General features: G+C 58.3%; 22 protein-coding genes and 4 pseudogenes. 9 read left to right on the top strand and 17 right to left on the bottom strand.

The features are described 5' to 3' along the window. Positions 1-133 precede the first annotated feature (133 nt). Positions 134-1999: an ABC transporter ATP-binding protein gene (locus tag QO005_RS23745; protein WP_307160489.1), complete on the bottom strand. Its 1866-nt coding sequence runs from the start codon at positions 1997-1999 to the stop codon at positions 134-136. A gap of 554 nt (positions 2000-2553) precedes the next feature. Between QO005_RS23745 and QO005_RS23740 the strand changes: the two genes are divergently transcribed. Next, positions 2554-3693: a pyridoxal phosphate-dependent aminotransferase gene (locus QO005_RS23740; protein WP_307160488.1), complete on the top strand. Its 1140-nt coding sequence runs from the start codon at positions 2554-2556 to the stop codon at positions 3691-3693. Between the two features lie 13 nt (positions 3694-3706). On the opposite strand, the pseudogene QO005_RS23735 reads toward QO005_RS23740, so the two are convergent. Next, a pseudogene (locus QO005_RS23735) lies at positions 3707-3915 on the bottom strand (hypothetical protein); the annotation flags it as partial. 401 nt (positions 3916-4316) lie between these two features. Here QO005_RS23735 and QO005_RS23730 point away from each other — a divergent pair. Together QO005_RS23730 and QO005_RS23725 are read left to right on the top strand one after the other, a co-directional pair. Further along, a pseudogene (locus QO005_RS23730) lies at positions 4317-4499 on the top strand (IS30 family transposase); the annotation flags it as partial. A gap of 297 nt (positions 4500-4796) precedes the next feature. Then, positions 4797-5740, top strand: a protein-coding gene (locus QO005_RS23725; protein ID WP_307160487.1) for an IS630 family transposase whose coding sequence is annotated in 2 segments (ribosomal slippage) — positions 4797-5121 and positions 5121-5740 — 945 coding nt in all. Because the reading frame shifts where the segments join, the coding sequence is not laid out codon by codon here. Positions 5741-6107: 367 nt separating this feature from the next. Here the strand turns inward: QO005_RS23725 and QO005_RS23720 are convergent. Together QO005_RS23720 and QO005_RS23715 are read right to left on the bottom strand one after the other, a co-directional pair. Next, positions 6108-6389 (bottom strand): annotated as a pseudogene (locus QO005_RS23720) (ATP-binding protein); the annotation flags it as partial. A gap of 55 nt (positions 6390-6444) precedes the next feature. Next, positions 6445-7146: an IS6 family transposase gene (locus QO005_RS23715; protein WP_307160486.1), complete on the bottom strand. Its 702-nt coding sequence runs from the start codon at positions 7144-7146 to the stop codon at positions 6445-6447. A 59-nt stretch (positions 7147-7205) separates the two neighbouring features. Between QO005_RS23715 and QO005_RS23710 the strand changes: the two are divergent. Then, a pseudogene (locus QO005_RS23710) lies at positions 7206-8264 on the top strand (IS3 family transposase); the annotation flags it as partial. A 109-nt stretch (positions 8265-8373) separates the two neighbouring features. Here the strand turns inward: QO005_RS23710 and QO005_RS23705 are convergent. Further along, positions 8374-9165, bottom strand: a complete 792-nt coding sequence (locus QO005_RS23705; RefSeq protein ID WP_307160485.1) for an SDR family NAD(P)-dependent oxidoreductase — start codon at positions 9163-9165, stop codon at positions 8374-8376. 97 nt (positions 9166-9262) lie between these two features. Here QO005_RS23705 and QO005_RS23700 point away from each other — a divergent pair, with 97 nt between their 5' ends. Beyond that, positions 9263-10180, top strand: a complete 918-nt coding sequence (locus QO005_RS23700; protein ID WP_307160484.1) for a LysR family transcriptional regulator — start codon at positions 9263-9265, stop codon at positions 10178-10180. 156 nt (positions 10181-10336) lie between these two features. Here the strand turns inward: QO005_RS23700 and trbI are convergent, their stop codons facing one another. Genes trbI through traI form a run of 12 tightly spaced genes read right to left on the bottom strand, consistent with a single transcriptional unit; the run spans position 10337 to position 20660 of the window. Then, positions 10337-11644: an IncP-type conjugal transfer protein TrbI gene (gene trbI, locus QO005_RS23695; protein WP_307160483.1), complete on the bottom strand. Its 1308-nt coding sequence runs from the start codon at positions 11642-11644 to the stop codon at positions 10337-10339. A gap of 11 nt (positions 11645-11655) precedes the next feature. Next, positions 11656-12135, bottom strand: coding sequence for a conjugal transfer protein TrbH (gene trbH, locus QO005_RS23690; RefSeq protein WP_307160482.1), 480 nt, complete (start codon positions 12133-12135; stop codon positions 11656-11658). Beyond that, positions 12135-12986, bottom strand: a complete 852-nt coding sequence (gene trbG / locus QO005_RS23685) for a P-type conjugative transfer protein TrbG (protein WP_307160481.1) — start codon at positions 12984-12986, stop codon at positions 12135-12137. The genes trbH and trbG overlap by 1 nt, the downstream gene beginning before the upstream one ends. A 16-nt stretch (positions 12987-13002) precedes the next feature. Next, on the bottom strand, positions 13003-13665 hold the full coding sequence (locus QO005_RS23680) for a conjugal transfer protein TrbF (protein WP_307160480.1): 663 nt from the start codon (positions 13663-13665) through the stop codon (positions 13003-13005). A 15-nt stretch (positions 13666-13680) separates the two neighbouring features. Then, the gene (trbL, locus tag QO005_RS23675) at positions 13681-14871 is read right to left on the bottom strand and encodes a P-type conjugative transfer protein TrbL (RefSeq protein WP_307160479.1); all 1191 of its coding nucleotides are present in this window, start codon (positions 14869-14871) and stop codon (positions 13681-13683) included. Then, positions 14865-15098 carry an entry exclusion protein TrbK gene (gene trbK / locus QO005_RS23670; RefSeq protein WP_307160478.1) on the bottom strand — a complete coding sequence of 78 codons (234 nt, stop codon included), beginning with the start codon at positions 15096-15098 and terminating at the stop codon, positions 14865-14867. The genes trbL and trbK overlap by 7 nt, the downstream gene beginning before the upstream one ends. Further along, entirely contained in the window at positions 15095-15904 is an 810-nt protein-coding gene (gene trbJ, locus QO005_RS23665; RefSeq protein WP_307160477.1) for a P-type conjugative transfer protein TrbJ, read from the bottom strand. The genes trbK and trbJ overlap by 4 nt, the downstream gene beginning before the upstream one ends. Beyond that, on the bottom strand, positions 15876-18344 hold the full coding sequence (locus QO005_RS23660) for a conjugal transfer protein TrbE (protein WP_307160476.1): 2469 nt from the start codon (positions 18342-18344) through the stop codon (positions 15876-15878). The genes trbJ and QO005_RS23660 overlap by 29 nt, the downstream gene beginning before the upstream one ends. Positions 18345-18355: 11 nt before the next feature. Further along, a complete protein-coding gene (locus QO005_RS23655) occupies positions 18356-18655 on the bottom strand; it encodes a conjugal transfer protein TrbD (RefSeq protein WP_307160475.1) in 300 nt (99 codons plus the stop codon). After that, complete coding sequence (gene trbC, locus QO005_RS23650; protein WP_307160474.1) at positions 18648-19064, bottom strand: conjugal transfer pilin TrbC; 417 nt, start codon at positions 19062-19064, stop codon at positions 18648-18650. The genes QO005_RS23655 and trbC overlap by 8 nt, the downstream gene beginning before the upstream one ends. Next, positions 19054-20025 carry a P-type conjugative transfer ATPase TrbB gene (gene trbB, locus QO005_RS23645; protein ID WP_307160473.1) on the bottom strand — a complete coding sequence of 324 codons (972 nt, stop codon included), beginning with the start codon at positions 20023-20025 and terminating at the stop codon, positions 19054-19056. Before trbB ends, trbC begins: the two co-directional genes overlap by 11 nt. Further along, positions 20022-20660, bottom strand: coding sequence for an acyl-homoserine-lactone synthase (gene traI, locus QO005_RS23640; RefSeq protein ID WP_307160472.1), 639 nt, complete (start codon positions 20658-20660; stop codon positions 20022-20024). Before traI ends, trbB begins: the two co-directional genes overlap by 4 nt. A gap of 376 nt (positions 20661-21036) precedes the next feature. On the opposite strand from traI, the gene repA reads away from it, so the two are divergent. The 4 genes from repA (at position 21037) to QO005_RS23620 (ending at position 26070) form a co-directional block, all read left to right on the top strand. After that, complete coding sequence (repA, locus tag QO005_RS23635) at positions 21037-22227, top strand: plasmid partitioning protein RepA (RefSeq protein WP_307160471.1); 1191 nt, start codon at positions 21037-21039, stop codon at positions 22225-22227. 84 nt (positions 22228-22311) lie between these two features. After that, positions 22312-23307, top strand: a complete 996-nt coding sequence (repB, locus tag QO005_RS23630) for a plasmid partitioning protein RepB (protein WP_307160470.1) — start codon at positions 22312-22314, stop codon at positions 23305-23307. Positions 23308-23463: 156 nt separating this feature from the next. Then, entirely contained in the window at positions 23464-24708 is a 1245-nt protein-coding gene (repC, locus tag QO005_RS23625) for a plasmid replication protein RepC (RefSeq protein ID WP_307160469.1), read from the top strand. Between the two features lie 147 nt (positions 24709-24855). Then, positions 24856-26070, top strand: coding sequence for a hypothetical protein (locus QO005_RS23620; protein WP_307160468.1), 1215 nt, complete (start codon positions 24856-24858; stop codon positions 26068-26070). Positions 26071-26219: the final 149 nt, after the last annotated feature.

The following is a 26219-nucleotide window of genomic DNA, read 5'->3' as shown; positions in this document are numbered from 1 at the left end:
GCTGTCATGCGAAAGCTCATCGTCCTCGCAAACGCACTGCTGAAAAAAAACAGGAAATGGGTCCCGAAGATCACTTGATCATAACGGATACTTTAAGGCCGCTGGATATGACCCAGATTGAACAGGATTTGCTCTAGCTAAATCCTCCTAACTCATCTTCTGGTATGAAGCCTCCCGTCTGGCGCTCCCACAAACGAGCAAACAAGCCCCTTTGGTTTAAAAGTTCGCTCAGCTTGCCTTGCTCGACTATGCGCCCGTGATCAAGAACCACGATCCGGTCCAGTCGGGCAATTGTTGACAATCTATGAGCGACAGCAATTACGGTTTTTCCTTCCATTATAAGATCAAGCTTTTCTTGAATGGCTGCCTCAGAGTCGCTGTCTAGCGCGGATGTTGCTTCGTCTAGTATCAAGATAGGTGCGTTTTTCAGTAGGACCCTTGCAATCGCTATTCGTTGGCGCTGACCTCCCGATAGCTTGACGCCGCGGTCGCCGACGAACGCGTCATAGCCTTTCCTGCGTTCTCCATCCGTAAGATCAGCTATAAATCCATCGGCACTTGCAATCGCAGCTACTTGTTCGATCTCGGATCGTGTAGCATCTGGGCGCCCATAGCGAATGTTGTCTCCAACCGAGCGATGCAGCAGAGCTACCTCCTGGGCTATCACACCTATGTTACGTCGAAGACTTCCTTGAGTGATTGCGCGAATGTCTTGTCCATCGATGGTGATTGCTCCGTCTTGGATATCGTAGAATCGCAGCAACAGGTTAACTATGGTCGTCTTCCCGGCTCCCGACAGCCCAACAAGTCCGACCTTCTCCCCAGCCCCAACTGTGAAAGAGAGATTGGTAATGACTGGCCTACCTGACGCATAGGCAAAATTTACGTTCTGAAAGCTAATCTCCCCCTTTTCAACTAGAATATCAGGAGCATTGGGTTGATCTGTAATCGTTGGTGGTGTTGTCAACACAGGCATTGCGTCTTTAATTGTTCCGAAAGCCTGAAACATCTGCTGGCCTATCTGTAAAAAGGTAAAAATTTGTGTGGAGAGCCGCTGCAAGATGTACACTGCACCAACGAATTGTCCGACAGATATGAGACCGTGGATTAGCCCAGATAATGCGATTGACAACATACTGAGCCACAACATGGCATTCATGAGAACAACTGTGGTCTCCGAGGTGCGATAGGCACGCTGTTCGCCCTGCTGAGCCGCAACCGTCTTATGAATTACACTCCGAATAGTACCTGCCTCACTGTCTTCACCTGCAAACTGCTTGATCATCTGCATGTTTGAGTAAAGATCTGTGATTGTACCGAAGACCAAGCTTCGTTGTTCAGCGGTTTTCCGCGAGCGCTCAGCAAACGTCGGCACAATCTGGAAAGTATACGCGATGTTAAAAGCGATCCAGATGACAACAGGTAGCGCGAGCTGCCACGAGAGCGCAGTGAGCAAAATGACGGAGCCAACTACTTGAAACAAGAACCGAGGTATGGCCTGAAAACCAACAACCAACTGCTGCTGAACAGCTGATGCCACTTGCTGAAGCCGCGATGCTACTTGTCCCGCAAAGAGATCGTGAAAGAACGCCAGATCCTGTCTCTCCACCGCCTTATGCCCCTGCCACTGTATGGCGGCAGGCATGCCTATTCCAAGCGTATGCGACTGAATAGTGTTGAGCAGAAACAAAGCAATAGGCATGGTCGGAAAGATCAGCAGGGCAAGGAAAGTTAGCAGCGGCCACTCATTCGCCAAAAAGTCGGATGCTCCCCGTTGCGTGACACCGTCCACGATAACTGACAACCCCCAGATTATCGAAAGGTTTATGGCTTCCGTGACCATGGAAAAAAAGGCGAGAGCCGCTAAAACGTTCCGAAACATTGAAACGAAATGTGCAACGATCGCCACAGGCCCTTCCGCTGGTAAGGGTCTAAAAGGAATTTCGAGCGGTCGAATCCAATTTTCGAATGGGCGGTAGATCAAATCACTTATCGACAAAGGCTCACTCCGTTATTGCCAGAGAAGAATCTAACCTCGGCTTAAGGGCTTCCTAATCTTGTTCTGCTAGGCTTTGAACCCTCCAGAACCAGCCTGAAAAGACAGCATCGGCGAGGCTAAGTTTTGCACACTGATCACGATAAAGGGTTGATAGCGTCACTGGCCATATCCATGGCAACGGGTACCTTATGGCGGTTATACAGATTGGGACGATCCACGCCGACTATTCACTTAAATGTTCAACTTTTTGCTGAGAGTTGCAAGGGCTAGAAACCACTTCAACACCCAGGAAGATTCCAGCTCCCGCTGGCCCAAATTAGGGGTGCACCTCAAAAACCGCCGGAGCGAACTCAAAACTGGATAATACTTGGGCACGAGGTTACGACGCTTGACCAGATGGCTTCGGGTCAGCTTTATTTCGACTGATAGCAGGTTATCTAGTGGCTTAGCTTGTGAAAGAAGTGATTCGAAGTCCGCACATGCTGTTTCAACCAGCTGATCCACCTTTGCGTTCCGTGACCACTGCTACCGTGTCCTATAGAAGGAAGAATCAGATGAAACGTTCAATGCGTTCATTACAGATGGTTGGTGTGGGTATCCGCCATAAAAGCGATTCGGCTAACAATGCACAAATATATGACCTTGCGCTCGGACAACCAGACCTGCCAGTACCCCCGTCTATGAAGGCTGCTGTCATACAAGCCATCCACGCGGACAAGAACGGGTACACCCGTACTGGTGGCGAGGCACACATACGAGATGCCTTAGCAGTCAAGCTGGCCAGACAACACCCGGCCTTAGGTCAATACAAGCGTGACTTCGAAGTCGTTATCACTTCGGGAGCCACAGGCGGGATCTATTGTGCTATATTGTCTTGCTGCGATATCGGTGATGAAGTCCTTATACCTGACCCCTATTTCGCCCCATATGCTGATCTGACCAGACTTGCAGGTGCAGTCCCGGTATTCATTGACACTTACCCGGAATTTTCGGTAACCGCAGAAAGAATATCTCGAAGTATAACGTCAAAGACGAAGCTTCTTATCCTGAACTCCCCACACAATCCGACTGGGCGCGTGATTGGGCGACAGGAGCTTGCTAAGATAGTGGAGCTGTGTCGCGATGCCCAAGTGGGAATTCTTTCAGATGAGATTTACCAAACATTTTCTTATACTATGGCGCATACCTCAGTTGCGGATCTATCGGGTGATGCTATCCTCATAAGAGGATTCGCGAAGAGCCATGGAGCGGCAGGATGGCGCCTAGGTTATTCCGTACTCCCAGCCAACTTCGGGCCAGTTTTCGAAGCAATCCAAGGCGCAATATATGTAAGCGCGCCTTCTATCGTTCATCATGCCATACCGGACGCGTTGGAAATCGATACCATACCAACGAAAACAATAATGGCGGAAAGACGGGATGCCGTACTTGCTTCTCTACGGCGAAGGTTCCCTCAGGCAACTTGCGATGGCGGAATTTTCATCTTTTTCGACGTGTCTGAAAGCTGCAAATGTAGTGCAACCGCGTTTGTCGAGGCAGCAGCCCGTAATGGGGTCATTGTAGTACCCGGCCATGTTTTTAGCAGGCGGGACACGCATTGCCGACTCAGCCTGACACGTGGCCTTGACTATCTTCTCAAAGCGGTTGACTTAATAAATCTGACAGCTGATCAGTTTTCAGAGGAGCGCAAATAGCTACTCGATTAACTTAACGTCCCTCTAAAAGCGTGTCGCATCTATTCAGCCTCATGCCTGCGGCTTTGAAGAAGTTTCGGCATTCGCGACTGAGAAGAGGTCAATGATATCGCCAAGCGCTTTGGTTATTGTATCGAAGCTGCGTGCGGCTCGTTTTCGCAGCAACGCTTTGAGTTTTGGGAACGCCATCTCGATGGGGTTCAGGTCCGGCGAATAGGGCGGCTCAGTCCAAGCTGGTGCAGAAACTGGCCGACTGTCGCGCGATGGACATCCATACCGCGGATCTGAGAGTTCGACACAATTTCTCCAAGGTCACTTCGCCGTGGAGAGCCACGCGCTCGCGGCTCCATTCACCATGGGCTGAAAGGTTGGTTCCGCCAGGTGGATGGCCTCTGCCTAGCTGCGGTAAGCGAACCAGATGAACGGTGCAGGAACATCATGTTGTTGACGAACCCAGGCGAAACACGGAAATGGCGCGTCGCTTCCCGGTTACTGGGCAGATTCAACCGGTCGCTGCAACACCCCAAACATGGAGGTGTTTATGGTGACGGGAAGACGGAAATTGGAGCGGTCAACGTGGCAGAAATTATCCTCGCCGGGGCGACAACCGGCATGGCAGCGTAGGGACTGTCGAGAACACCAACAAGCGCATTCGACGCTTCCTGCCAGGCACCACAGATCTGGCAGTTGTATCGCAACACGACCTTCTCCACCTCACCCGCCATATCAACGATCAACCTCGTAAATGCCTCGGATACAAGACGCCGACCGAGGTGTTTATGGCGCATTTGCACGGAGAGATGTGATCCCCTACTCTAACAACATGGCGTGACGCACTTGGGTTAGCTTCTCCCATCGGTTCTATGATCGCAATCGACCCACGCCCCATGCTCAGCCCTTCGACGTAGCACTCCGATCAGCACGAGGAAGCGGAGAAAAGCTGGCCGAGAGCTCGAAATGATTGTGTGTCAGACTTTGGTCAGATTGCAGAAAGCGGGCTTTCCGCTAGAGCGCGTCCATTGAACGCGGAATCGCGTTGAGGATTCCCCTGGCTGCCGAATTCTGATTCCATTTCCCCGACTGTTGATTTGGTCGGAGGCAAAATGACCCGAGCTTTCAGTGATGATCTGCGTAGCCGCGTTCTGGCTGCGTCACGCGATGGCATGTCTGCGCGATCAGCGGCGGCCAGATTTGGAATCGGCATTTCAACGGCTATCGCCTGGATCGCCAGCGCACGGGCGGGTCAGTTGACGCCTGCGAAGCAGGGCCGACGCGGTGGCTCACGCCTCGATGCTCACGCGGACTTCATCATCGGCATGATCGAAGAGGAAAAGGATATCACGCTCAACGAGATGGTTCTGCGATTGCGTCAGGACAGAGCCATATCGATCGGCCGCAGCGCGCTTGACGTCTGGCTGCGAAAGCGCGGCTGGACTTTCAAAAAAAGACCGCACATGCACTGGAGCAGGAGCGTCCTGACCTCCTGAAACGTCGTCAAGACTGGTTCGACGGCCAACTCGATCTCGATCCGGCGCGGCTTGTCTTCATCGATGAAACCGGCCTAAGCACGAAGATGTCTCGGCTTCGTGGACGAGCCCCTTGCGGAGATCGATGCCGCTCACCGGTCCCGCACGGCCATTGGAAGACAACGACGTTTACCGGAGCGCTCAGGCTATCGGGAATGACCGCACCCATGGTCTTGGACGGTGCGATGAACGGGGTAGCATTCCAGGCCTATGTCCAGCAGGTGCTCATTCCAACCTTGGCACCGGGCGACATCGTCATCATGGACAATCTGCCTGCACACAAAGCGGAAGGTGTGCGTCACCCAATCGAAGACGCCGGATGCCGGTTGCTTTACCTTCCTCCCTACAGTCCCGACTTTAACCCCATCGAGAAGGCATTCGCGAAGCTCAAGGCCGTTTTGCGCGCCAAAGCCGAGCGAACGATCGACGGCTTATGGAATACCGTCGGCCACATCCTTACGCTGTTCGAACCACAAGAATGCGCCAACTACTTCAAGTCCTGCGGATATGACCCCGAGTAAAGCGGACGCGCTCTAGTTACCATGCCGCTGACGCCATAGAGTCGGTACGAAAAGGGTGGCTCTCCCTGACCGGGAGCCGCCCTTTTTGCTTCCCCTTCGCGGTTCGGTACGGGGCGCGATTTCCCCGGCGACTGCGTCGTATTTTACCTTCACTTTAAAGATGGTGCGTCCATCCTGATTTGTTTCAGCGACCAAAGAGGAATTTGCGACCGGTTTATTGGACGCGCCAGCCTTCATTGCCGCGCGGGCCGCAGACCCCTCGGATGGCCCCCGATTCCTGCCGCGAAAACGTCGCTGTTGGTTTTCACGCGGAACTGAGCCGGTTTTTCCACCGAGAAGTGAGCCACCTCTGAGTATGGTTTTCTGATCAGGCTTTGGTCAAGGGATTGGTTTTTTCTCCTCTCTTTTGGGCTGCTGCGGCCGAGCTGGCTTTGAAGCGGAAGCTGTCGTTTCCGGTTTCCAGGATATGACAACGGTGGGTCAGGCGGTCGAGGAGAGCGGTTGTCATCTTGGCATCACCGAAGACCGAGGCCCATTCGCTGAAGCTAAGATTGGTGGTGATGACGACGCTGGTGCGCTCGTAGAGCTTGCTCAATAGATGGAAGAGCAGCGCTCCGCCGGAGGCGCTGAACGGGAGGTATCCCAACGGCACCGTAAACTTAACGTCCGTCAGGTGACAGCGTGGACCTTCCCCGGCTTGCCGGTTATGTACGAGCGACTTGGGCCCACATGCTCATGGCGAGGGCGCGCAGTTCGCGATGATGGTTGGAGGAGATGTCTTGGCGCGGAATGAGGAAGAGGTTGGCAATCGGATCATGGATGGAAACGAAGTGTTGCAGATGTCGCTTTGACTTGAAGCGCTTCATGATCCGCTCTCGCCGTCGGACTGGCTGGTGGGAGTTCTCCGCCCGATTGTTTAGCCCCTTATGTGAGCGGTGCTCGACGCCGGGCATGATTTCCTGCTTTGCGGCGCCATAGGAGCGAAGCTTGTCGGTAATCATCACGCGTGGCGATCGTCCCTGGCCTTTCAAAAGCTTGCGCATCAGGCGCTTGGCCGCCTTGGCGTCGCGGCGGCTTTGCACCAGGACCTCCAGGACGAAACCGTCCTGATCCACGGCGCGCCATAGCCAATGCTTCCTGCCCCGGATCGAGATAACGGCCTCATCTAGGTGCCACTTGTCACCAAGCCTGCCGGATGAACGACGACGAATTTCGTTCGCGAAAGTACGGCCAAATTTCTCCGCCCACAGACGAATGGTCTGATGCGAGACAATGATGCCACGCGCCGCCAACAAATCCTCGACCATCCGCAGGCTCAGGGGAAAGCGGAAATAGAGCCACACCGCATGGGCGATGATTTCGGGTGGAAAACGATGGCGGCGGTAAAGAGGATCTCGATCAGTCATGGCCGAGCATCACACATCAAAGTCCATGTTTCGTTAAGTTGACGGTGCCGAGCCGCGACCTGAAGGAGGCGCTGGCCGACCTCACCCTGGAGAACCGCCTGCTCAAAAAAGCATGATCGGGCATGGGGGCGACGACGAATGAGATATCCCGCCACCGAAAAGCTTGAGATCATCAGGTTGGTCGAGCAGTCACATCTGTCGGTCCGGCAGACCCTCGACAAGCTCGGCATTCCCAGGCCGACCTTTTACCGCTGGTATGATCGTTTCCTGGCCCATGGCGTCGAAGGGCTGGAAGACCGGACGTCTGCGCCGCCACGGGTGTGGAACCGCATTCCCAACGATATCCGGGGTCGCATCATCACCATGGCGCTTGATCATGCCGATCTGTCGCCGCGCGAACCGGCGGTGAAGTTCACCCACACGGAAAGCTATTTCGTATCAGAGGCTTCGGTCTACCGCTTGCTCAAGGCCCATGATCTGATCACGTCGCCAGCCTATATCATCATCAAGGCCAATGACGAATTCAAGGACAAGACCGTCAGGCCGAACGAGATGTGGCAAACCGACTTCACCTATCTGAAGGTCATCAGCTGGGGATGGTTCTACCCATCGACCATTCTCGACGACTATTCCCGTTACATCATCGCTTGGAATCTATGCACCAGCATGCAGGTGAAAGACGTCACCGACACGCTCGACTTGGCACTGGCCGCCTCAGGCTGCGACAAGGTCAAAGTCGAACACCGACCGCGCCTGTTGTCCGACAACGGCCCGTGTTACGTCACTTCCGATCTCGGTGAATGGCTGAAGACATACAAGATCGACCAGGTTCATGCGCTCCCGGCCATCCGCAGACACAGGGGAAAATCGAACGCTGGCATCAGACGTTGAAGAACCGCATCCTGCTGGAAAACTCCTTCTTCAAGGAAGACCTCGGAGCGCAGATCGCGGCCTTCGTCGAGCATTACAATCATCACCGATACCACGAGAGCCTCGACAACCTCACTCCCGCCGACGTCTACTTCGGACGCGGCCAGACCATCCTGCTCGAACGCGAAAGGATCAAACGAGACACCATCAGACAGCGCCGCTTGAACCACCAGGCCAAAGCGGCTTAAATCAACCCGCAAACCGAGCCGGAAACTCCATTCTTCCAGAGCCCCAAAAGTCTCAAATCACTCGACGACGGACAATGATGGTAAGAGCGCCGGACATGGGATTTCTTCCTCAGGCAATGGTGTTGACGAGACCGCCCTCGGCGTGAAGGGCCGCACCGTTCGTGGCGGATGAACGGGGGCTGGCGATGTAGGCGACGAGGTTTGCAACCTCTTCCGCCTCCACCATGCGCTGCAGGATCGATGCCGAGCGTGCGGTGGCGAAGAATTCGGCCTCGATCTGCTTGATCGGTGCGGAGGGATCGCTTGCCTGGCTGCGCAGGAAAGTCTCGATGCCTTCAGAGCGCGTTGGTCCGGGCAGGACCGAATTGACCGTGACATTCGTGCCGCGGGTGAGCTGCGCCAATCCGCGCGCGATCGAAAGCTGCGCCGTCTTGGTGGTTGCGTAATGGATCATGTCCGGTGGTATCGCGAGGCCGGACTCGCTCGAGATAAAGATGATACGCCCCCAGTTGCGCTCGAGCATATCGGGGAGATAGGTTCGTGACAGGCGGACACCGCTCATCACATTGACGTCGAACAGATGGCTCCAGTCGGCGTCGGTGATGTCGCCGAATGCTTTGCTCTCATAGATGCCGAGATTGTTGACGAGGATATCGATCGACGGTTCCGTCTTTGCAATGATCGCTGCACCTTCGACGCTTGATGCATCCGCAAGCACCCCAATGATATCCGCTCCAGCGGACGCCTTGATATCCGCGATCGCGCTGTCGAGCTTCTTGCGGTCGCGTCCCGTAATGACGACACGAGAGCCTTCGCCGGCAAGAGCGCGGGCGATTTCGAGGCCTATGCCAGCCGTGCCACCGGTAATGAGGGCCGTTTTGCCTGTGAGTTGCAGATCCATTTCATGTCTCCAGATTGTTGCTGGAGCCAATTTATGATTTAGGATCAGGCGGCACTATTGCCTGTAAAGGACACGCACTTGTGAATGAGGGTCCTCAATGCCGCGGATTCTGATGGAACGCTCCGGAGAGATGGAAGTGTTCGCACGCGTCGTGCAGGACGGGGGATTTTCTGCTGCCGCCCGCAATCTCGACATCACTCCGTCAGCTGTGAGCAAGCTGATCGCACGCCTGGAAGCGAGGCTCGGCACGCGCCTTCTGGTGCGGACCACGCGCGCCCTCACGCTCACGGACGAAGGCGAAGCCTATTATCACGCCGCGCTGCGAATCCTGCAGGAGCTGAACGACGCGGAACAGCAGGCGGCGGGAGGTGCCGTGCGAGGGCGGCTTCGGGTCAATACGACAATTCCGTTCGGCACGATGTTCGTGGCACCGGCCGTGCCGGCGTTCATCGCGCGCAACCCAAATGTCGTCGTCGACCTCAGTTTCACCGACGGCATCATCGACTTGGTCGCAGAAAAGACGGATGTCGCCATACGAATGGGCAACCTGCCCGACAGCGGACTGATCGCACGCAAGCTCGGCCAAAGCCGCCGCGTCGTTTGCGCCGCGCCGAGCTACCTGGCGCAGCGACCTCCTCCGGCGGTTCCGGCAGATCTCGAACGGCACGACTGCCTGACCTTCAACTTCCGGCGTGAAAGGCCGACCTGGCCGTTTATGTTGGACGGACAGGAGATTGCCCAACCGGTCAAAGGCAGCATCATCGTGAACAATGGCGAGACCATGAAACAAATGGCGCTCGCGGGTGCCGGCATTGCCCGCGTCGGTCTATTCCATGTGGCCGACGAGATCGCAGCCGGACGGCTTGTCCCGCTGCTCGAGGAACATAACCCCGGAGACCTGGAACTGATCCATGCCATCTACGTCGGTGGTGGACCATTGCCCCACCGCGTTCGCGCCTTTATCGAGCACATGGTTTCGGCGTTGAAGGAATCGTCGCTGCTAGTGCTGAGCTGATGATAGATCGCGGCCACCAGGACGCCGGTTTCCTAACTTATTAGCTCATGTTCGACGCTTTCTTTGCTTTAGACCTAAGAACCTATCCCCTGGGTCTGGTGGATTAGGTCCCGTCACGGTGTGCGAAATCGCTGGGAATGATGGACAAACTTGAAGTCAGCGATACTGTCCTGGAAAAACAATGTCCTGATCGACTAGAACATTGAACTTGTAGCCAGGCCGGATTTGCAGCGTCGGCTGCACGTCCATGTTGCGTTGGATGGTGCGGTCGGCCACTCGCCCGAAGGTCTCGTCAAAATTGCGCCTTGCGGCATCGGATGCGGTATCCTGGGTGGCAAGCGTTGAGCTCTGAGGCACCGCCATGTCGATACCAGTTCCGATCAGGGCAATCATGATCGCCGAGCCGAAGGTTTTGAGGTAGTGGTTGTTCACCTTGTCATTGAAGCCGCCATAGCCTTCAGCATCCGTGCCGGCCATGCCGCCAATCTGCAATGTCGAGCCGTTCGGGAAAATGATATCGGACCAGACGACGAGCACGCGGCTCTGCCCGAACGAAACCTTGCTGTCATAGCGACCGAACAGTTTCGTGCCCTGCGGGATCAGCAGGCGATGACCCGTTGCGCTGTCATAGACGTTCTGGCTCACCTGCGCGGTGATCCGCCCCGGAAGGTCAGAATTGATGCCTGTTATCAATGTTGCCGGAATAACAGACCCCCGTTTCAGTTCGTATGGGGATTGCTGTGGTGCGACGCGGTTCGGCAGATAGCCGAGGTCCTTGAGGTCGGCATTGAAGAAGTCTTCCTTTGCGGTCTGTCCGTTCGGATCGACGTTTTGGCTGCCCAGTCCGGCGCGCAGAGCGGCGGCGTAAAGGTCAGACGTGTTTGCGTTCGAGGCGGCTGCCGTCGTCATCTGGGCTCGGCCGCTGTCATCGTTTTCCGACTGTGCGGTGAGTTTGCCGCGATCGACGGCAAGCGGCGCATCATAGGCGGAGTCCCGCGCCTGCATCCGGGCCATTCGTTGACGCTGCTGCTCGCGAAGAACCTGTTCCTGTTGCTCGCGGGCGAGACGCGCCCGCCAGACCTCCTCCGGCTCCAATTCCGATCCGCGCTGCTGCTGTCGCCGCTCGGGCTGAGGCGTAAAGCGGTTGGCCGTCTTCTCTTCGGCCTTTTTGGCTTCGACCGGGATTGGCTGGAACGTTTCCTGCTGCTGTGGCTCCCCAATGATGCCGTCGGTGACGCCTCGCTTGATCTGGTCGGCATAGGTCGAGGCCGGATTGCCCGAACTGGAGTCGGGGCCGCTATTCTTGCCGAAGTAAAGCCCGCGCGAGGCAAGCCCAAAGAAGATGATGCCAAGAAAGGCGACCAACAGCACGATTACAAGGATGACAGGCAGGCGGTTCACCCGCTTGATGCCGGATGCGGCCTGACTGTTTTGCGCACCACCGAGCTTGAGAGACTGCACCATGATGTTCTCCCTCACCCGCGCCGCATGAGCGACAGCGCGCTGGCGGGCGTAGCGCCCGATGTCGTCACTGTGTAGGCCCGGCCGAGTTCGACCGTGCTGGTCGAGAGCCGTGCGAGCACCTGACCCTCATACGGCGTAATCACATAGGCGAGTGGAATGACGGCCGAGCCACTATCCGTCTTCTGGTCGGTGACAACGGCATATCCCCATCCTTTCAACGCTGCCTCAAGCGCCTGTCCGAACGCAGAACCATCTTGTTTGAGCGCAACGGTCGCCTTTCCCTGTCCGATCTGTTCGGCGAGTCGGCTGACCATATCGCCGGCGATCGCGCCCGCGGCTGGTCCGGAAACCTCAAGCGGTGCTGCGCTGTCGACGAGAGCGCCACCATCCATTGACTGACATCCGGAAAGGAGGATGGCGACGACGCAGGCCGCGGCAGGGCAGCGGAAGCGGCGGAGGCGGTTCGGGCGGTAGCGAGAGAGGTTCAGCATCACCGCCCTCCCCTGCTGATTGTCACCTTCTGCTGTTTCCAGCCGACGCCTGAGACGAGGACAGCACGATCGATATTGTAGTCGACCACCATCATGTTGCTCTTCATGCGATAGTTGACGATGCGGTTCTGACCGCCGGAGACGACGAAGAGAACCGGCGCATCCTGACCGGAAATCGACCGCGGAAACTGGATGTAGGTCTTTTGTCCATCCGAGTAGACCCGCGTCGGCCGCCAACCGGCATTGCCCGAGACGGAATAGGCAAAGCTCAATTGCTCGGCGGGAACGCCGGCGCCTGGAATGGTGCTGGCTTCCAGCCGCGCGTTGACGTCTGCAAGCTTTGCCGAGACATCCTCTGGATATTCAAAGCCGACACGCGCCATATATTGGGTTGGATGAGACTTGAGCTGGATATGATAGGTCCGCCGCGACGTTGTCACGACCATCGATGTGATGAGACCCGGCTCCGACGGCTTGACGATCAGATGGATCGCCTGCCCACCGGCGGCACCCGAGGTAGCCGGCTCCACCTTCCAGCGTACCGTGTCGCCGACAAGCACATCGCGAACGACCTCGACGCCCTGAAGCTCGATGTCGCAGACCTGCAGAGGCGAGCAGACGACGGACGGCTGCACCTCGCCATAAAGGAAGATCACCTTCCCATCGGCGCCTTTCGTCACGAGCCCGCGACTTCCACGCCATTGTGTCGAAATCCCCATGCCTTTCACCTCATTGGCGGTGACACCATCAGCGGCGAAAGAATGAGACGGGAAGGTGGAAGAGACAGCAACAGCGATAGCAATGATGCCGGCGCTCACCGTGATCCGCGAGGGTTCGTTTGATCTGTTCATGTTCGGGCCATGTCTTTCAAAGCTGAGCTGTCCAATCGAAGTCGCGGAGATAGAGACCGATGGGGTTAAGACGGATGACGCCCTCGTCCTGGGGCGGCGTCAGTGTCACGGTGGCGATCCCACGGAAGCGGCGCGTGGCGGTCTCCTTGCCGCGGCGATCGCGTTCGAACTCGGTCCAGTCGATCTGGTAGCTTTGGTTCGATAGTGCGACGATGTTGTTGACCTCGATCGCCACCGTTGCGGTTTTCGCCTTTTCGAACGGCGAATTCGAGCGGAACCAGGCATTGACCTTTTCGGTCGCCGGATCGGAGGTGCGGAGCAGCCCATAGGTCCGGTCGATATATTGCTTCTGCACGACCGCATCCGGCGTGACGGATCGGAAGTTCGACACGAAGCTGCCGAGTGTCGCGCGTACCACCCGTGGATCGGCATATTCGATCTGCTGCGGGAAGCCGGCGTCGATAGCCGTGCCGAGCTTGTCGACTTCGACGATGTAAGGGATCAGCTTGACCTGCGTGCTCTGGTAGAGCGCGTAACCAAAACCGATCACGGCCATAGTTATTCCGGCAATGCCGACCACGCGCCAGGCGGCGGCCGCTTTGACGTACGAGCCATAACGCTCGTTCCACTCGTTGCGTGCCGCGATATACGGATTATCTGGAACATTCTGTCCGGCCATTCTGTCACGGTCCCGTCACTTGCTGTCGTTGATCGGCGGTGGTGGAGGCGGTGTGCCGGGCCGGCCGGTCGGTTGGTCGAGTTTGGCGTTGGCAAGGCCGAGCATCGATCCGGCATAGGCGCCCGGCGATCCGATGGCCTTTTCTTTCGCTGCCGAGCCGACCGCGCCAGCCGCTCCGCCAATTCCGGCCTGCATGCCTCGCAGCGCGGCACTTCCGAGAGCTGCTCCCCCTGCTCTTGCGGCACTGGCGGCCCTGAATCCTCTGTTGGCCGCACCGATCGTCAGGAAACCGGCCCCAAGCGCCGCGGATGCCGCCTGCCCGCCGTGACGAATGGCTTCCATACCGCCGCGGACAGACGCGCCCTGGACCACGCCCTGTAGGATGGGCGGCACATACATGGCGATGACGAAGACGACGACGGAGATCCCCGCAATCGCGAGCGTCGTTATGAACTGTTCCGATGTCGCGGTTGGCGCCTCCGCCAGACCGAGAAGAATGTCCGAGCCGATCTTGGCGATCATCACCAGCGCCATCAGCTTCATGCCGACGGAAAAGGCATAGACCAAATATTTGATTGCAAAATCCTTAGTATAGGAGGAGCCGCCAAGCCCGAGCATGATCATGCCGGCGAGTAGGCCGACATACATCTCGACCATGACGGCGACGAAGATCGCAGCGACCAGTGAGAACGACACCACCACCACGACCATCGCAAAGACGGCAGCGATCGCGAGCGCATTGTCCTCAAATAGCCCGAACTTCGCCTGTTCCGACATCTTGGTCGCGACGCGAATGCCGGCATCGAAGATGTTGGCGGGAGAAGCCGAGCCGCCACCCGCGCCGATCTGGTAGAGACTGTCGACCACGGCTTTCGCGAACTCCGGCCCTCTGTCGAGAATGAAGGCGAAGAGCCCGATGAACATGATGCGCTTGACGAGTTCGGCAAACCAGCTGTCGAGTGAGGCGGCGTTGATCGCCAGCCAAACCGCGGCAATCCCGACCTCGATGCCGGCGAGGATCCAGAACAGCGAGCGCGCTGCATTCATCACTGTCGTCTCCCAGCCTTTTGCAGCGGTGACGACGGAGTTCTCGAGTGTGGTGAGCACCTGGCCCTGTTGTGCCAGCGCCGGCGTGGTCGCCACCAGGATGACCGTGATCGCGATGAACATCCGTTCGAGCGTGCGGGAAGAAGAAGCAGCTACCATCGCGGTTTCATCTCCTGACCGCCACGAATGTCACGGTCGGAATTCCCGCCAAAGAACTGTTCGCGATGTCGGCGTTTTTCCTCATCAGAAAAGGAACTCATTGCGGCCGTGCCCGATCCGGAGATTGGCGTAGCCCGCGGCTGGACGACGATCCAGGTAATGACGCTCGCGCCGGCCGCGGAACCGATCGCGACGAGGGCGAGAATGAGGATCAGACGCGGGCTCACCAGCGGGGCTCCATCGTCTGGCCGCCACGGATGTCACGCTCGGTCCCGCTGAAGAATTGTTCGCGCCGCGCCTGAGCCAGATCCTTTTGCGCTTGCTCGGACTGATACCAGGTGCCCATCATGGTCATCTGCTGTGAGACCAGGCCCCGCAGCTTCTGCATCTGCGCGACCTGCTGCGCGGCGATCTCGTGTCCAACCTGCAGCGCCTTCATCTGGCCGTCCGCCGATTCCGACATCGATCGTAACGACGACATGGTGCTTTCCTCGCTGGAGAATTGCTCGGCCGTCATATTGGCAGCCTTCAGCGTGCCGGCGATCGTGTCGCGATTGGTGTCGGACCAGCTCCGGTAGGTCGTGGAGAAGCTCGCACCATCAGGAAGGTTGCTCTTCATGTCGGCGAAACTCTGGAAGCGTTGCTTGAGCACATCGTCGACATTGCCCATGGAGAAGGCGACACCCTGGCCTTGATTGACGACATTCTGGAGGTTCTTCAGGTCGCTTTCGACCTGACCCCAGACATGCTCCGGAAGCTGCGCCGTGTTTTGCAGCATGTTCTTGTAGATGTTGAGCTGGTTCTGGATCTGCTCGGCCAGCTGCGAGATCTGGGTGATCTGGTTGTTGACCTGCTCGGCGGACTTGCCGACGAGGCTGATCAGTTCCGCATTGTTGGCAAGCTGGGTCCATTCGGTCGCCTGTCCCGTGACGCCACCGGCCCGAGCAGGAAAGGGGAGAGCGGACGAGAGCGTGAGGGCCACACCGAGCGCGGTGTGCCAAATCCTATTCGGTTGGGAAGAGCGTGTCGGCATGGGCGATCCCCCTTTGCTGGAGCCAATGGAGAGGCCAGGAGGCCCCATGTTCAAGATGCAGGGCGCGGATGTGCTTCAGATCTTCTTTTCCGGATGCCCCGACAAAGGAGAGCGCCACCGGCCCAAGCGCCATGTCGAAAAGGCGGCGGCCCTCGGGCGACACGACGTAATAGTCCCGCTTCGGGATCGCGGTGGCGACAATTTCGATCTGCCGTTCGTTGAAGCCGATGCGTTCGTAGAACTCGCGCGTGCCTGGCTCGCGGGCCGCGCCGTTCGGCAGGCAGATCTTGGTCGGGCAGCTTTCTTTCAACACGTCGATGATGCCGGATCGCTCCGCATCCGAGATCGACTGGGTGGCGAGCACCACGGCGCAATTCGCCTTGCGCAGCACCTTCAGCCATTCCCTGATCTTGTCGCGGAAGACCGGATGGCCGAGCATCAGCCAGGCCTCGTCGAGGATGATCAGGCTGGGCGCCCCGGTCAGGCGTTTCTCAATGCGTCGGAAGAGATAGGTCAGCACGGGCACGAGATTGCGCTCGCCCATGTTCATCAACTCCTCGATCTCGAAGCACTGGAAGGCGCCGAGCGCCAGACCGTCCTCCTCGGCGTCGAGAAGCTGCCCCATCGGACCATCGACGGTGTAGCGATGCAGAGCGTCTTTGATCTCGCGCATCTGGACGCCCGAGACGAAGTCGGAGAGCGAGCGGCCGCGCGACTCCGCCATCAGCCCGATCTGTCGGGAGATAGCGTTGCGGTAGTCCGGTGTGATCGTCACACCCTGCAGCGCCACCAGCATCTCGATCCACTCGGAGGCGAAGGCCCGGTCGCCATCGGTCGAAAGTTCGGCCAGCGGGCAAAACGAGAGTGCCCTCGCCTCGCCACTCGCCGACGGACCGATATCGCCGCCGATCTGGTAGTGGTCGCCGTCCAACCCGAGCGTTAGCGGCAGCATCGAGCCCCCCTTGTCGAAGGCGAAGATCTGCGCCTCGGCGTAGCGGCGGAACTGTGCGGCGATCAGGGAAAGCAGGGTTGATTTGCCCGAACCCGTCGGACCGAAGATCAGCGTATGGCCGACATCGTCGACATGCAGGTTCAGCCGAAAGGGTGTCGAGCCACTGGCGACCTGCATCAGCGGAGGCGATCCAGCCGGATAGAATGGGCAAGGTGCGACCGGGCTTCCGGACCACACACTGTTGAGCGGAATGAGGTCGGCGAGGTTGCGGGTGTTGATCAGCGGCTCGCGGATATTGGCGTAGGAGACTCCGGGCAGGCTGCCGAGAAAGGCATCCGTGGCATTGATCGTCTCGATGCGTGCGCCAAAACCTTCGGCCTGGATCAGGCGGCGTACGGCCTCACACTTTTCCTGAAGGCTCTGCTGGTCCTCATCAAAGAGGACGATGACCGGCGTATAATAGCCATAGGCCACGAGCTGCGACGAGGCTTCGGCGATCGCGTCCTCGGTTTCCGCCACCATCAGCATGGCGTCCTGGTCGAGCGATCGCGATTGCGTCTGGAAGAGCTGATCGAAGAATGGCCTGACCTTCTGCTGCCATTTCTTGCGCGTGCGCTCCAGCCTGGCGCGTGCCTCCTCAGCGTCGAGGAAGATGAAGCGGGACGACCAGCGATAAGTGAGCGGCATCAGGTCAAGGCTGTTAAGGATTCCTGGCCAGCTTTCCGCTGGCAGGCCATCGATCGCCACGACGCCGAGGAACCGGTTCTCGACGAGTGGTGTCAGCCCATGCTGCACCTCCGCCGTCACCAGCCAGTCGAGATACATGGGGATTTCTGGCAGACGCACCGGGTGATTTTCGCCGGTGATGCAGAAGCGAATGAACTGGAAGAGTTCGTCGTATCGGGCGACACGATAGCCGCCACGCTCCGGCGTTTCGCGTGTCATCATCCGCTGGATCGACACGACGTTGCCGAGATATTGCTCGACCTCACGGATTGAGGTGAGAAAGGTTTCAAACGCCTTGTCGGCATACGTAGCCGATCGGCTGCCAACGTCGGAATAGACGTAGCGCGCAAGTCCAGACCGCCTCGGCTCCGGCGGACGCCACGTCAGGATCAGGGCATGACGGCTCTCGTAATGTCCCCGCTCTTTCTGGAAGTGCGCCCGCCGTTCCGCATCGATGGCGCGCGTAACCGGATCGGGGAAATGACTGGCCGCCTCGTTCGGATAATCCCCCGTCGGCAGCCTGATAGCCTCGACCTGGATCATCCAGCCAGAGCCTAGGCGAGACAGGATGGCATTGATCTGCCGCGACACATCATTGCGCTCGGCGTCGGTCGAACTTTCGCTGTCTGGTCCGGCAAAATACCAGCCGGCCATCAGCGAGCCGTCCTTCAGAAGAATGACGCCGTTGTCGACCAGGCCCGCGTATGGAACGAGATCGGCAAAGGACGGTCCGGAATGGCGGAAGGATTTGAGGGCAACCATATCTTACGCCCTCAGTATCGGCGCCACGGCGACGACGTCGCGCGGTAGAAGGTCTTGTAGGAGATATGCCGGACATAGACCCTTCGCATCAGTGGATCGGCCTTGGCCATCATGCGAAGGGCAGCTAAGGTGACCAGCCAGATGGCGATACCGAACAGCGCCGCATACCAGGTCAGAACCACGAAGATCAGGATGACGGCGGCGAGCGCCGTTACCAGGACAAGCTCGCGGTCGGCGCCCATCAGCAGGTTGGGACGCGACAGCGCCCGATGCACCCGCGACCGGATAAGGTTGGAACCGGCCTCAGCCATCAGCCCCCTCCCCTGCTGCTGACGGCGTCGTCACAGGCGCAAAGACAGTAGGAGTAGGAGCAGCACCGGCCTCGGCATGGCGCTCGCCGACCGACGCACCGGTTGCGCCGAACAAAGCAACGATCTGGGTGGCGCCGAGCAGAACGCCGCCGACCAGGGCGACGTAGCAGAGCCGACGGGCAAAATCGTTGAGTTCTCCACCGAAGATCAACATCGCGCCGGCGATCGCGACCGCGGCAAGCGCTATGAATCCGGCGACGGGTCCGGTGATCGACTGCTGGATCTGCTGCAATGGCGATTCCCACGGAAGACCGCCTCCGCCTGAGGACGCCAGCGCGGGCTCCGAGAGGCTGAAGGAGACGACAGCAAACGTGATCACTGCGAGAATGGAATAGGTCTTACGCGACATGGCTGTCCTCGTCGATCTGGGCATAGTGTTCGGTCTGGTAGTGGTTGTTGCGATACCCCTCGATGTGGATAACCTCGCGCACCCGCCTCCCCTTGCCCGTCCGCTCGATAGAGACGACGAGATCGACCGCCTCGCCGATCACCTCCTGCATTGGTTGCTGGCTCGCTTCTGCGGTCAGTTGCTCAAGCCGGCGCAGCGCCGACATTGCCGTGTTGGAGTGGATCGTGGTGACCCCGCCAGGATGGCCGGTGTTCCAGGCTTTGAGGAGCGTGAGCGCCGCTCCGTCGCGGACCTCGCCGACGATGATACGGTCTGGGCGCAGTCGCATGGTGCTCTTTAGGAGGCGGGCCATATCGATCGTATCGTTGGTATGCAGGCGGACCGCATTTTCAGCCGCACACTGGATTTCGGCGGTATCCTCAAGGATTACCATGCGATCATCTGGAGCAGCTGAAACGATCTCTGCGATGATTGCGTTGGCGAGCGTCGTCTTGCCGGAGCCGGTGCCCCCGGAAATGACGATGTTCATGCGGGCGTCGATCGCGCTGCGGATGGCGGACGCCTGCGCCTCCGTCATCACCTTCGAGGTCACATAGCCGTCAAGCGGGATGAGACGCGAGGCGCGCCGACGAATGGTAAACGTCGGGCTTGAGACGACGGGCGGCAGCAGCCCTTCGAACCGATGGCCACCGATCGGCAGTTCGCCGGAGATGATTGGGTGCTCGTCGTCTGCCTCCGACTGCAGCGCGTGGGCGACGCTGCCGATGACCACTTCCGCAGCTGCTGGTGTCATCATCCCGGCTCCAGCCACACCGTGGCCGAGCCGTTCGATGAACAGTCGGCCGTCGGGGTTGAGCATGATCTCGACCACTGTCGCATCATCAAGTGCGACGCAAAGCTGGTCGCCAAGTGCGTCCTGCAGCTTTCGGACCAGGCGTGGATGGGAACGGAGCTGGGTCACGCAGCGCTCCGGATATTCTGGCGCGCAACGTGCAAGAAAACGGACTGGTAGCCCATTGGACGGACGCGATCGAAGCTCTTCGCATCGGCTGGCAGGGAGCCTGCGATCGCGATCGTATTGCCGATTTCCCTCGGCTCCCCGAGCCGCTTCATCGGCCACCCGGCGCGATTGAGGATCCGCTCGAAGCGGAGGTCGGTCGCCGTGACGATCTCGTCGTAGCCGTTGGCCATCGACCACTCAATGATGGCGGCGAACATGGTGAGCGTGGCGAGATGAAGCTGGCTCCCTCCCCTCGCCTCCTCCAGAGTCGTGTCGACGCAAAACCTCGAGCTCTCCACCATGTTGGGGGATGCGCGCAGTGAACCGCTTGCAAGGAGCTGGGGGAAGGTTCTTTCCAGCATGGTTGGCCCTTGCGCCGGCAACAGCCGAGCGCATCCGACCACGCGGGTGTCTTCGGTCACAGCAAGGATGTAGGTGGGATCGAGCGTGTCGTATTCGTCGAACTCGCCGGATTCTGTGACGGAGACATCCCATTCCAGGCGGCCCCGGAAGACCATCGCGCGAAGTCGGTGCATCTGTGCCAGTTCATCGGAATGATGGGCGTATCGGTCAGGTGAAACGGTCAGGATCCGCATGTCTTTCTCCGCTTGTTTCGGACATGCGCAGAAAGATCACCTGAAAATCGATGTGGCCATCTGCAGATCTGCAGTCGGTGATTCTACCGTTTGAACGACAAAGCAGTCGTCACCCGCAACGGCCTGGGTCAGCGAGATGAGCTGTTGCAACTGCAAATCTGCAGTTTCCACTGACTATACCCAACTGACGAAATCTGCCTAACTGGCGGAAAGATATCGCGGATTCGCTGAGCCGCGTAGATTCCCGGCGCGTGCGTTAACTTGTTGTTAACCTTAAATGTCTTGCAGCGCGATGGGAATCGGACGATAGTTTCGCAAATGATGGCCGCAGAGCCATTTTTTCGAAAGTGAAGACCTCCGGGAAATAGTTCGCAAAATGAGCACTGAGCTGCAGAACAGGTTTGATATCGAGATCGCCCAGCAGGGGTCGAAGATCTCAAGCGCGTTGCATATGTTGCGCAGCCAGCAATACCCGCCGGACGCTCGCAAGGGATTGCGCAAGTTCCAGCTTGCGGAAGTAGCCGATTTCATGGGCGTGACGCAGACGCATCTGAGGCAACTCCATTCTGATGGCAAGGGGCCGGAGATCGAGTCGGTTGGCGGACGCCGGTATTATACAGCGGACCAGATGCTCGAGCTTCGGGATTATCTCGAGGCAAACAAGAAGTCCGACAAGCGGTACTACGTGCCCAGGCGCCGGGAAGGCGAAGCGATGCAAGTCGTTTCGGTTGTCAACTTCAAGGGAGGAAGTGGCAAGACCACCACGGCTGCACACCTCGCCCAGTATCTTGCCCTCACCGGCCATCGTGTGCTCGCGGTCGACCTCGATCCGCAGGCTTCGCTGACCTCCCTCTTCGGGATCCAGCCGGAGCTTGACGACACCGCCTCTCTCTATGAGGCGCTTCGCTTCGATGACGAACGCAAATCGATCGCGGACGTGATCCAGCCGACCAACATCCCGGGACTGGATGTGGTTCCGGCGAACCTGGTTCTCCAGGAATACGAATATGACGTGCCGCTGGCGATCTCGTCCAGGAAGGGCGAGGACGGTCGGCTGTTCTACATGCGGATCGCCAGCGCCCTCAAGCAGGTCGATGACAAGTATGACGTCGTCGTCATCGACTGCCCCCCTCAGCTGGGGTATCTGACGATCACCGCCCTCATGGCCTCGACAGGCATCCTCATCACCATCCATCCGCAGATGCTGGACATCATGTCCATGAGCCAGTTTCTCATGATGCTCGGCGGTATCATGGGGCCGGTCGCCGAGGCCGGGGCGGAGATGCGGGTGCAGTGGTTCCGCTATCTGATCACGCGCTTCGAGCCGACGGATATTCCCCAGACCCAGATGGTCGGGTTCATGCAGTCGATGTTCGCACAGCAGATGCTGAGAAACCACGTGGTGAAGTCCACCGCGATCTCAGATGCGTCGATCAAGAAGCAGACCCTGTACGAGGTCGAGCGTGGCGAGTTCGTCCGCGCGACCTACGACCGGGCAATGGAAAGTCTCAATGCCGCCAACGCGGAAATCGTTGAACTCATCCATGGTGTCTGGGGGCGAAAATGAGACACTTGTCAGCCGTTTTTTTTGCCGTTTTTGCGAGCGCGATGAATGGCTTGTCGCAGTTGAACGCTCATCCGGAGGTCGCCCATGTCGCGTGAAAATCCGTTCGCCAAGCTGGACATGGCGGCTATCTCGGCGAGCCAGACGCCAACCAAGCCCGGCTACGGCATGACAGGGGCCGCCAAGACAGTCGTCCGCTCCATAGAGGATATGGCCGAGAACACCAAGAAGCTGATGGAAGGCGAGGTGATCGTGGATCTTGATCCGCGGCTAATCGATGCCTCTTTCGTTGCCGACCGTCTGTCCGACGATGGGGAGGAGTTTCAGGAGCTGCTCCAGGCGATCAAGGAATCAGGGCAAACGACGCCTATTCTGGTTCGTCCGAGCTCGACGGACGCCAAGCGATATATGGTGGTGTTCGGCCATCGTCGCCTCAGGGTCGCGCGCGAGCTTGGAGTTCCGGTCAAGGCAATCGTCAAGAAGCTGGACGACACCACCTCGGCCATTGTTCAGGGCCAGGAAAATGCGGCGCGGTCAAACCTGTCCTTCATTGAGCGCGCCTATTTCGCTCAGAACCTGATTACCTCCGGCATGACCAAGGAGACCGTTCGTTCCTCGCTTGCCATTGACGAAGCGATGCTCTCGAAGATGCTCGCGGTCGTCGAGGCAGTTCCGGCATCAGTTATCACTGCCTTGGGTGCGTCCAAGAAGATAGGGCGCGACCGGTGGCTGAGCCTCCGCCAGCTGGTCCTTGCCCCTGCCCTGTCCAAGGTCGCGGTTGAGTACGTGGAGTCGACCGAGTTTCAGGCGCTGCCTGAAAGCGACCGCTTCGACAAACTCCATGATCACCTGAAGCGATACAAGGCCAGGTCAGCCGCCAAGAAGCCGAAAGCTGAAGCTCCTGTCCGGGACTGGACCTCGGCCGATCGCGCTTTGAACGTGGTGATGAATTCGAAGGCAAGGAAGGTGGCCATCGAACTTACCAATGTTGAAGCCAAGCCGTTCAGCGAGTGGCTGACTTCACACATGGGTCGTTTGTACGAGGAGTACAAAGGATCGAAATCTGAAACAAACGGAGACTAAACCGCAAAAGAAAAAGGCCCCCAAACGGCGAACCGTGGAAGCCTCTCTCGTCATCTCTAGCAGGATCGAGAATCGCATTTCCCGAAATCACAGTCAAGAGTCTTGGCGCCGATTTGGTGAGCGGATTTCCTTTGCCTGAAGCAAGGTAAGAGAAAAATGCAGACGGGACATGTGACGACGCCCTTTGGGCGGCGGCCGATGTCGCTCGCCCTGGTACGCAGCCAGATGGCGATCGAGAATCCGCGGCTGGAAGCGCGCATCGAGAAGTGGAAGGTATTTCGGGACGTATGTGAGGCACGGGAACGGCTGGGCATCCAGGACCGGGCACTCGCCGTCTTGGATGCCCTGCTGACGTTTCACCCTCACGCGGAACTCGATCCGAGCCAGGGCCTGGTCGTATTCCCATCCAACGCCCAGTTGTCAGTGCGGGCTCATGGAATCACCGAGACGACGCTGCGCCGGCAACTGGCCGCGCTTGTCGATGCCGGCCTTATCCTGCGACGCGACAGCCCGAACGGTAAGCGCTACGCGCACCGCAACCGGGACGGCGAGATCGAACAAGCCTACGGGTTTGACCTTACACCGCTGCTGGCGCGTGCCACGGAACTCGCCTCGATGGCACAGGACGTCGCCGCTGAGCGCGTGCGCTTTCGTCGGGCAAGGGAAGCGCTGACGATCTGCCGCCGCGATGTGCGCAAATTGATCTCGGTCGCGTTGGAAGAGGGCGCTGCGGGCAATTGGGATCAGGTCGAGTCCGAGTTTGTCAGCATCCTCGCACGCCTCCCGCGCCATCCGAACCGTTTACAGGTGGAGGCCACGCTCGAAGAAATGGAGCTCCTGCGGGAGGAGGTGCTCAACATCCTGGAAACGCAGCTTAAAACGGATGAAATGCATGGCAATGCCACTCAGGATGACCGTCACATACAGAATTCAAATACCGAATCCATAAATGAACTTGAACCTAGCTCCGAAAAAGAACAGGGCGGAAGCCTCGGGTATAAGCCACAAACCGAGAGCGCGCCGATCGAGCGGGGAAACGCGAAGCCTGAACCTATAAAGGCTTTCCCGCTTGGAATGGTTCTCCGGGCCTGCCCCCAGATCACTGATTATGGGCCCGGCGGGCGCATCGAGCACTGGCGCGAACTCATGAAGGCGGCCATCGTTGTGCGCTCGATGCTAGGCGTCAGCCCCTCTGCCTACGAGGAGGCCTGCAACGCCATGGGGCCGGAGAATGCCGCTGTGGCTATGGCATGCATTCTCGAGAGGTCGAATTTCATAACGTCAGCAGGCGGCTATCTGCGGGATCTTACCAGGCGCTCTGAGCGCGGGGAGTTTTCGCTTGGGCCAATGCTGATGGCTCTCATGAAGGCAAACGAGCAGGGAAATCGAAGGACTGCATGATGTTGGCAAGGCGCCGCGGCCCGCAAGCAGGAAATTGGCCCTCATCCGTCGGAGGAAGGTCACTTGTCAGCCGTTTTTTTTCGTGATTTCCTCTGCTGATACAGGGAGTTACTGGCGCTGAATGTCAGTTCCGAGGGGCGTCAGGCAATGTGGAAAGCAAAAGAAAAGCAGATCGGCGTCGAGCAGATCAACGGTCACGTGCCAAGGAGGAACCGCTTGATCACCGGTCGGGCGCCGGAGAATACCGAAATGCTGTTCACACCCGCCGAGCTGTACGGGGCGATGGCGCAATGCTCCAGCAGGGCGAAGATGGACCAGCGCGCCGCGAGGGCTCAGGTTCAGATGTGCCGACACCTCATCGCCCGACACGTCGATGACAAGAATGAACGCTTTGCTTTGCTAGAAACTGCCCGGACGCTCAAGGACTACGTAGGAAAGACGATGACCGGCCTGGTCGGCGACGGCATTGCCTATCTCCAGATGGTCCGGGATGGATATCGCTGGGTAGATCATTTCGAAAACCATGAAGTCCACGGCAAACGTCCGACCACTCGTTCTCCGGATTACGTCTTCAGCCGTTCGGGGGATATGTTTGTCGCCCTTGCGGAGTCGAAAGCGACCAAGGGAGCGTCCAGGGCAGCATTCACGAAGACTGTCAGGGAAGGCTACAAGGAGCAGGTCGAGCCTTATCTGGGTCGCAAAATCGGTTCCTGGGTAGCGTCGCATGGCTATGCGGTCGGCAGCTGGATGAAATCTGTAAAGAAAGCGGAGATATTCATCGACCACACGGCAAATGATGGACTACCCCCCGGAGACAAGGACGACGGCCCCTCCGAACGCTCTGATCCAAGAGACGTGCGGTTTGGCAGCTATTGCGGTGTGCTGACTCTTCTCTTCGGGCCCGAGGTCGGGGAGGCTGCCCGCGATCGTACCTGGAGACCTTCCGAGCAGAGCTTTACCACGGTTGAATGGCTCGGCCGAACCTGGATTGTTGGAGAAGACGCAGAGTGGGAGCCGCTGGTCATCATCTTTGCCTTCATCGAGTCAAGCGAAGGCGGGATCGACCTCATGGCAGAACTTCCAGAGTTTACAACGGATCTCGTCGAGGCAGCAAAGCGATCCGGAGGAGCAATCTTTCCAGACGGATTCGCGGTCCTGGGTCGCGACGAGGATCTAAACCTCTATTCGACGATATTGGTGAAACCGCCGGCGCAAGCAGAGCCTGCCTTGGTCGAACGCGAGCTAGAGGCAGAAGGCCTTTCCGCCGAGGGAATTTCGGTGATCGATGCTCGCTCGTATGCTGCCCCTCATACTGAAGTCGCTGAGGAGAAGCAGACGCTGCTCTACCTCACTCGGGATTAGGGGTGGAATTTGTACGGCCACTTTGTCAATCGGCGTTGAATATTGACCCCTTATTGGAGTGAACCCCTCGGGCTGGACCACGGGAGCAAGAAAAACTGATACACTCTGCGGGCCTCTATCGGAGAAGGCTCATGAAGTCCCGAGGTCCA

Origin of the sequence: Allorhizobium paknamense, assembly GCF_030815125.1 — a bacterium.
In the GTDB taxonomy this organism is placed as follows: Bacteria; Pseudomonadota; Alphaproteobacteria; order Rhizobiales; family Rhizobiaceae; genus Allorhizobium; species Allorhizobium paknamense.
The sequence above is the reverse complement of the archived record's forward strand: the minus strand, read 5'-3'. Positions and strand labels throughout refer to the sequence as shown.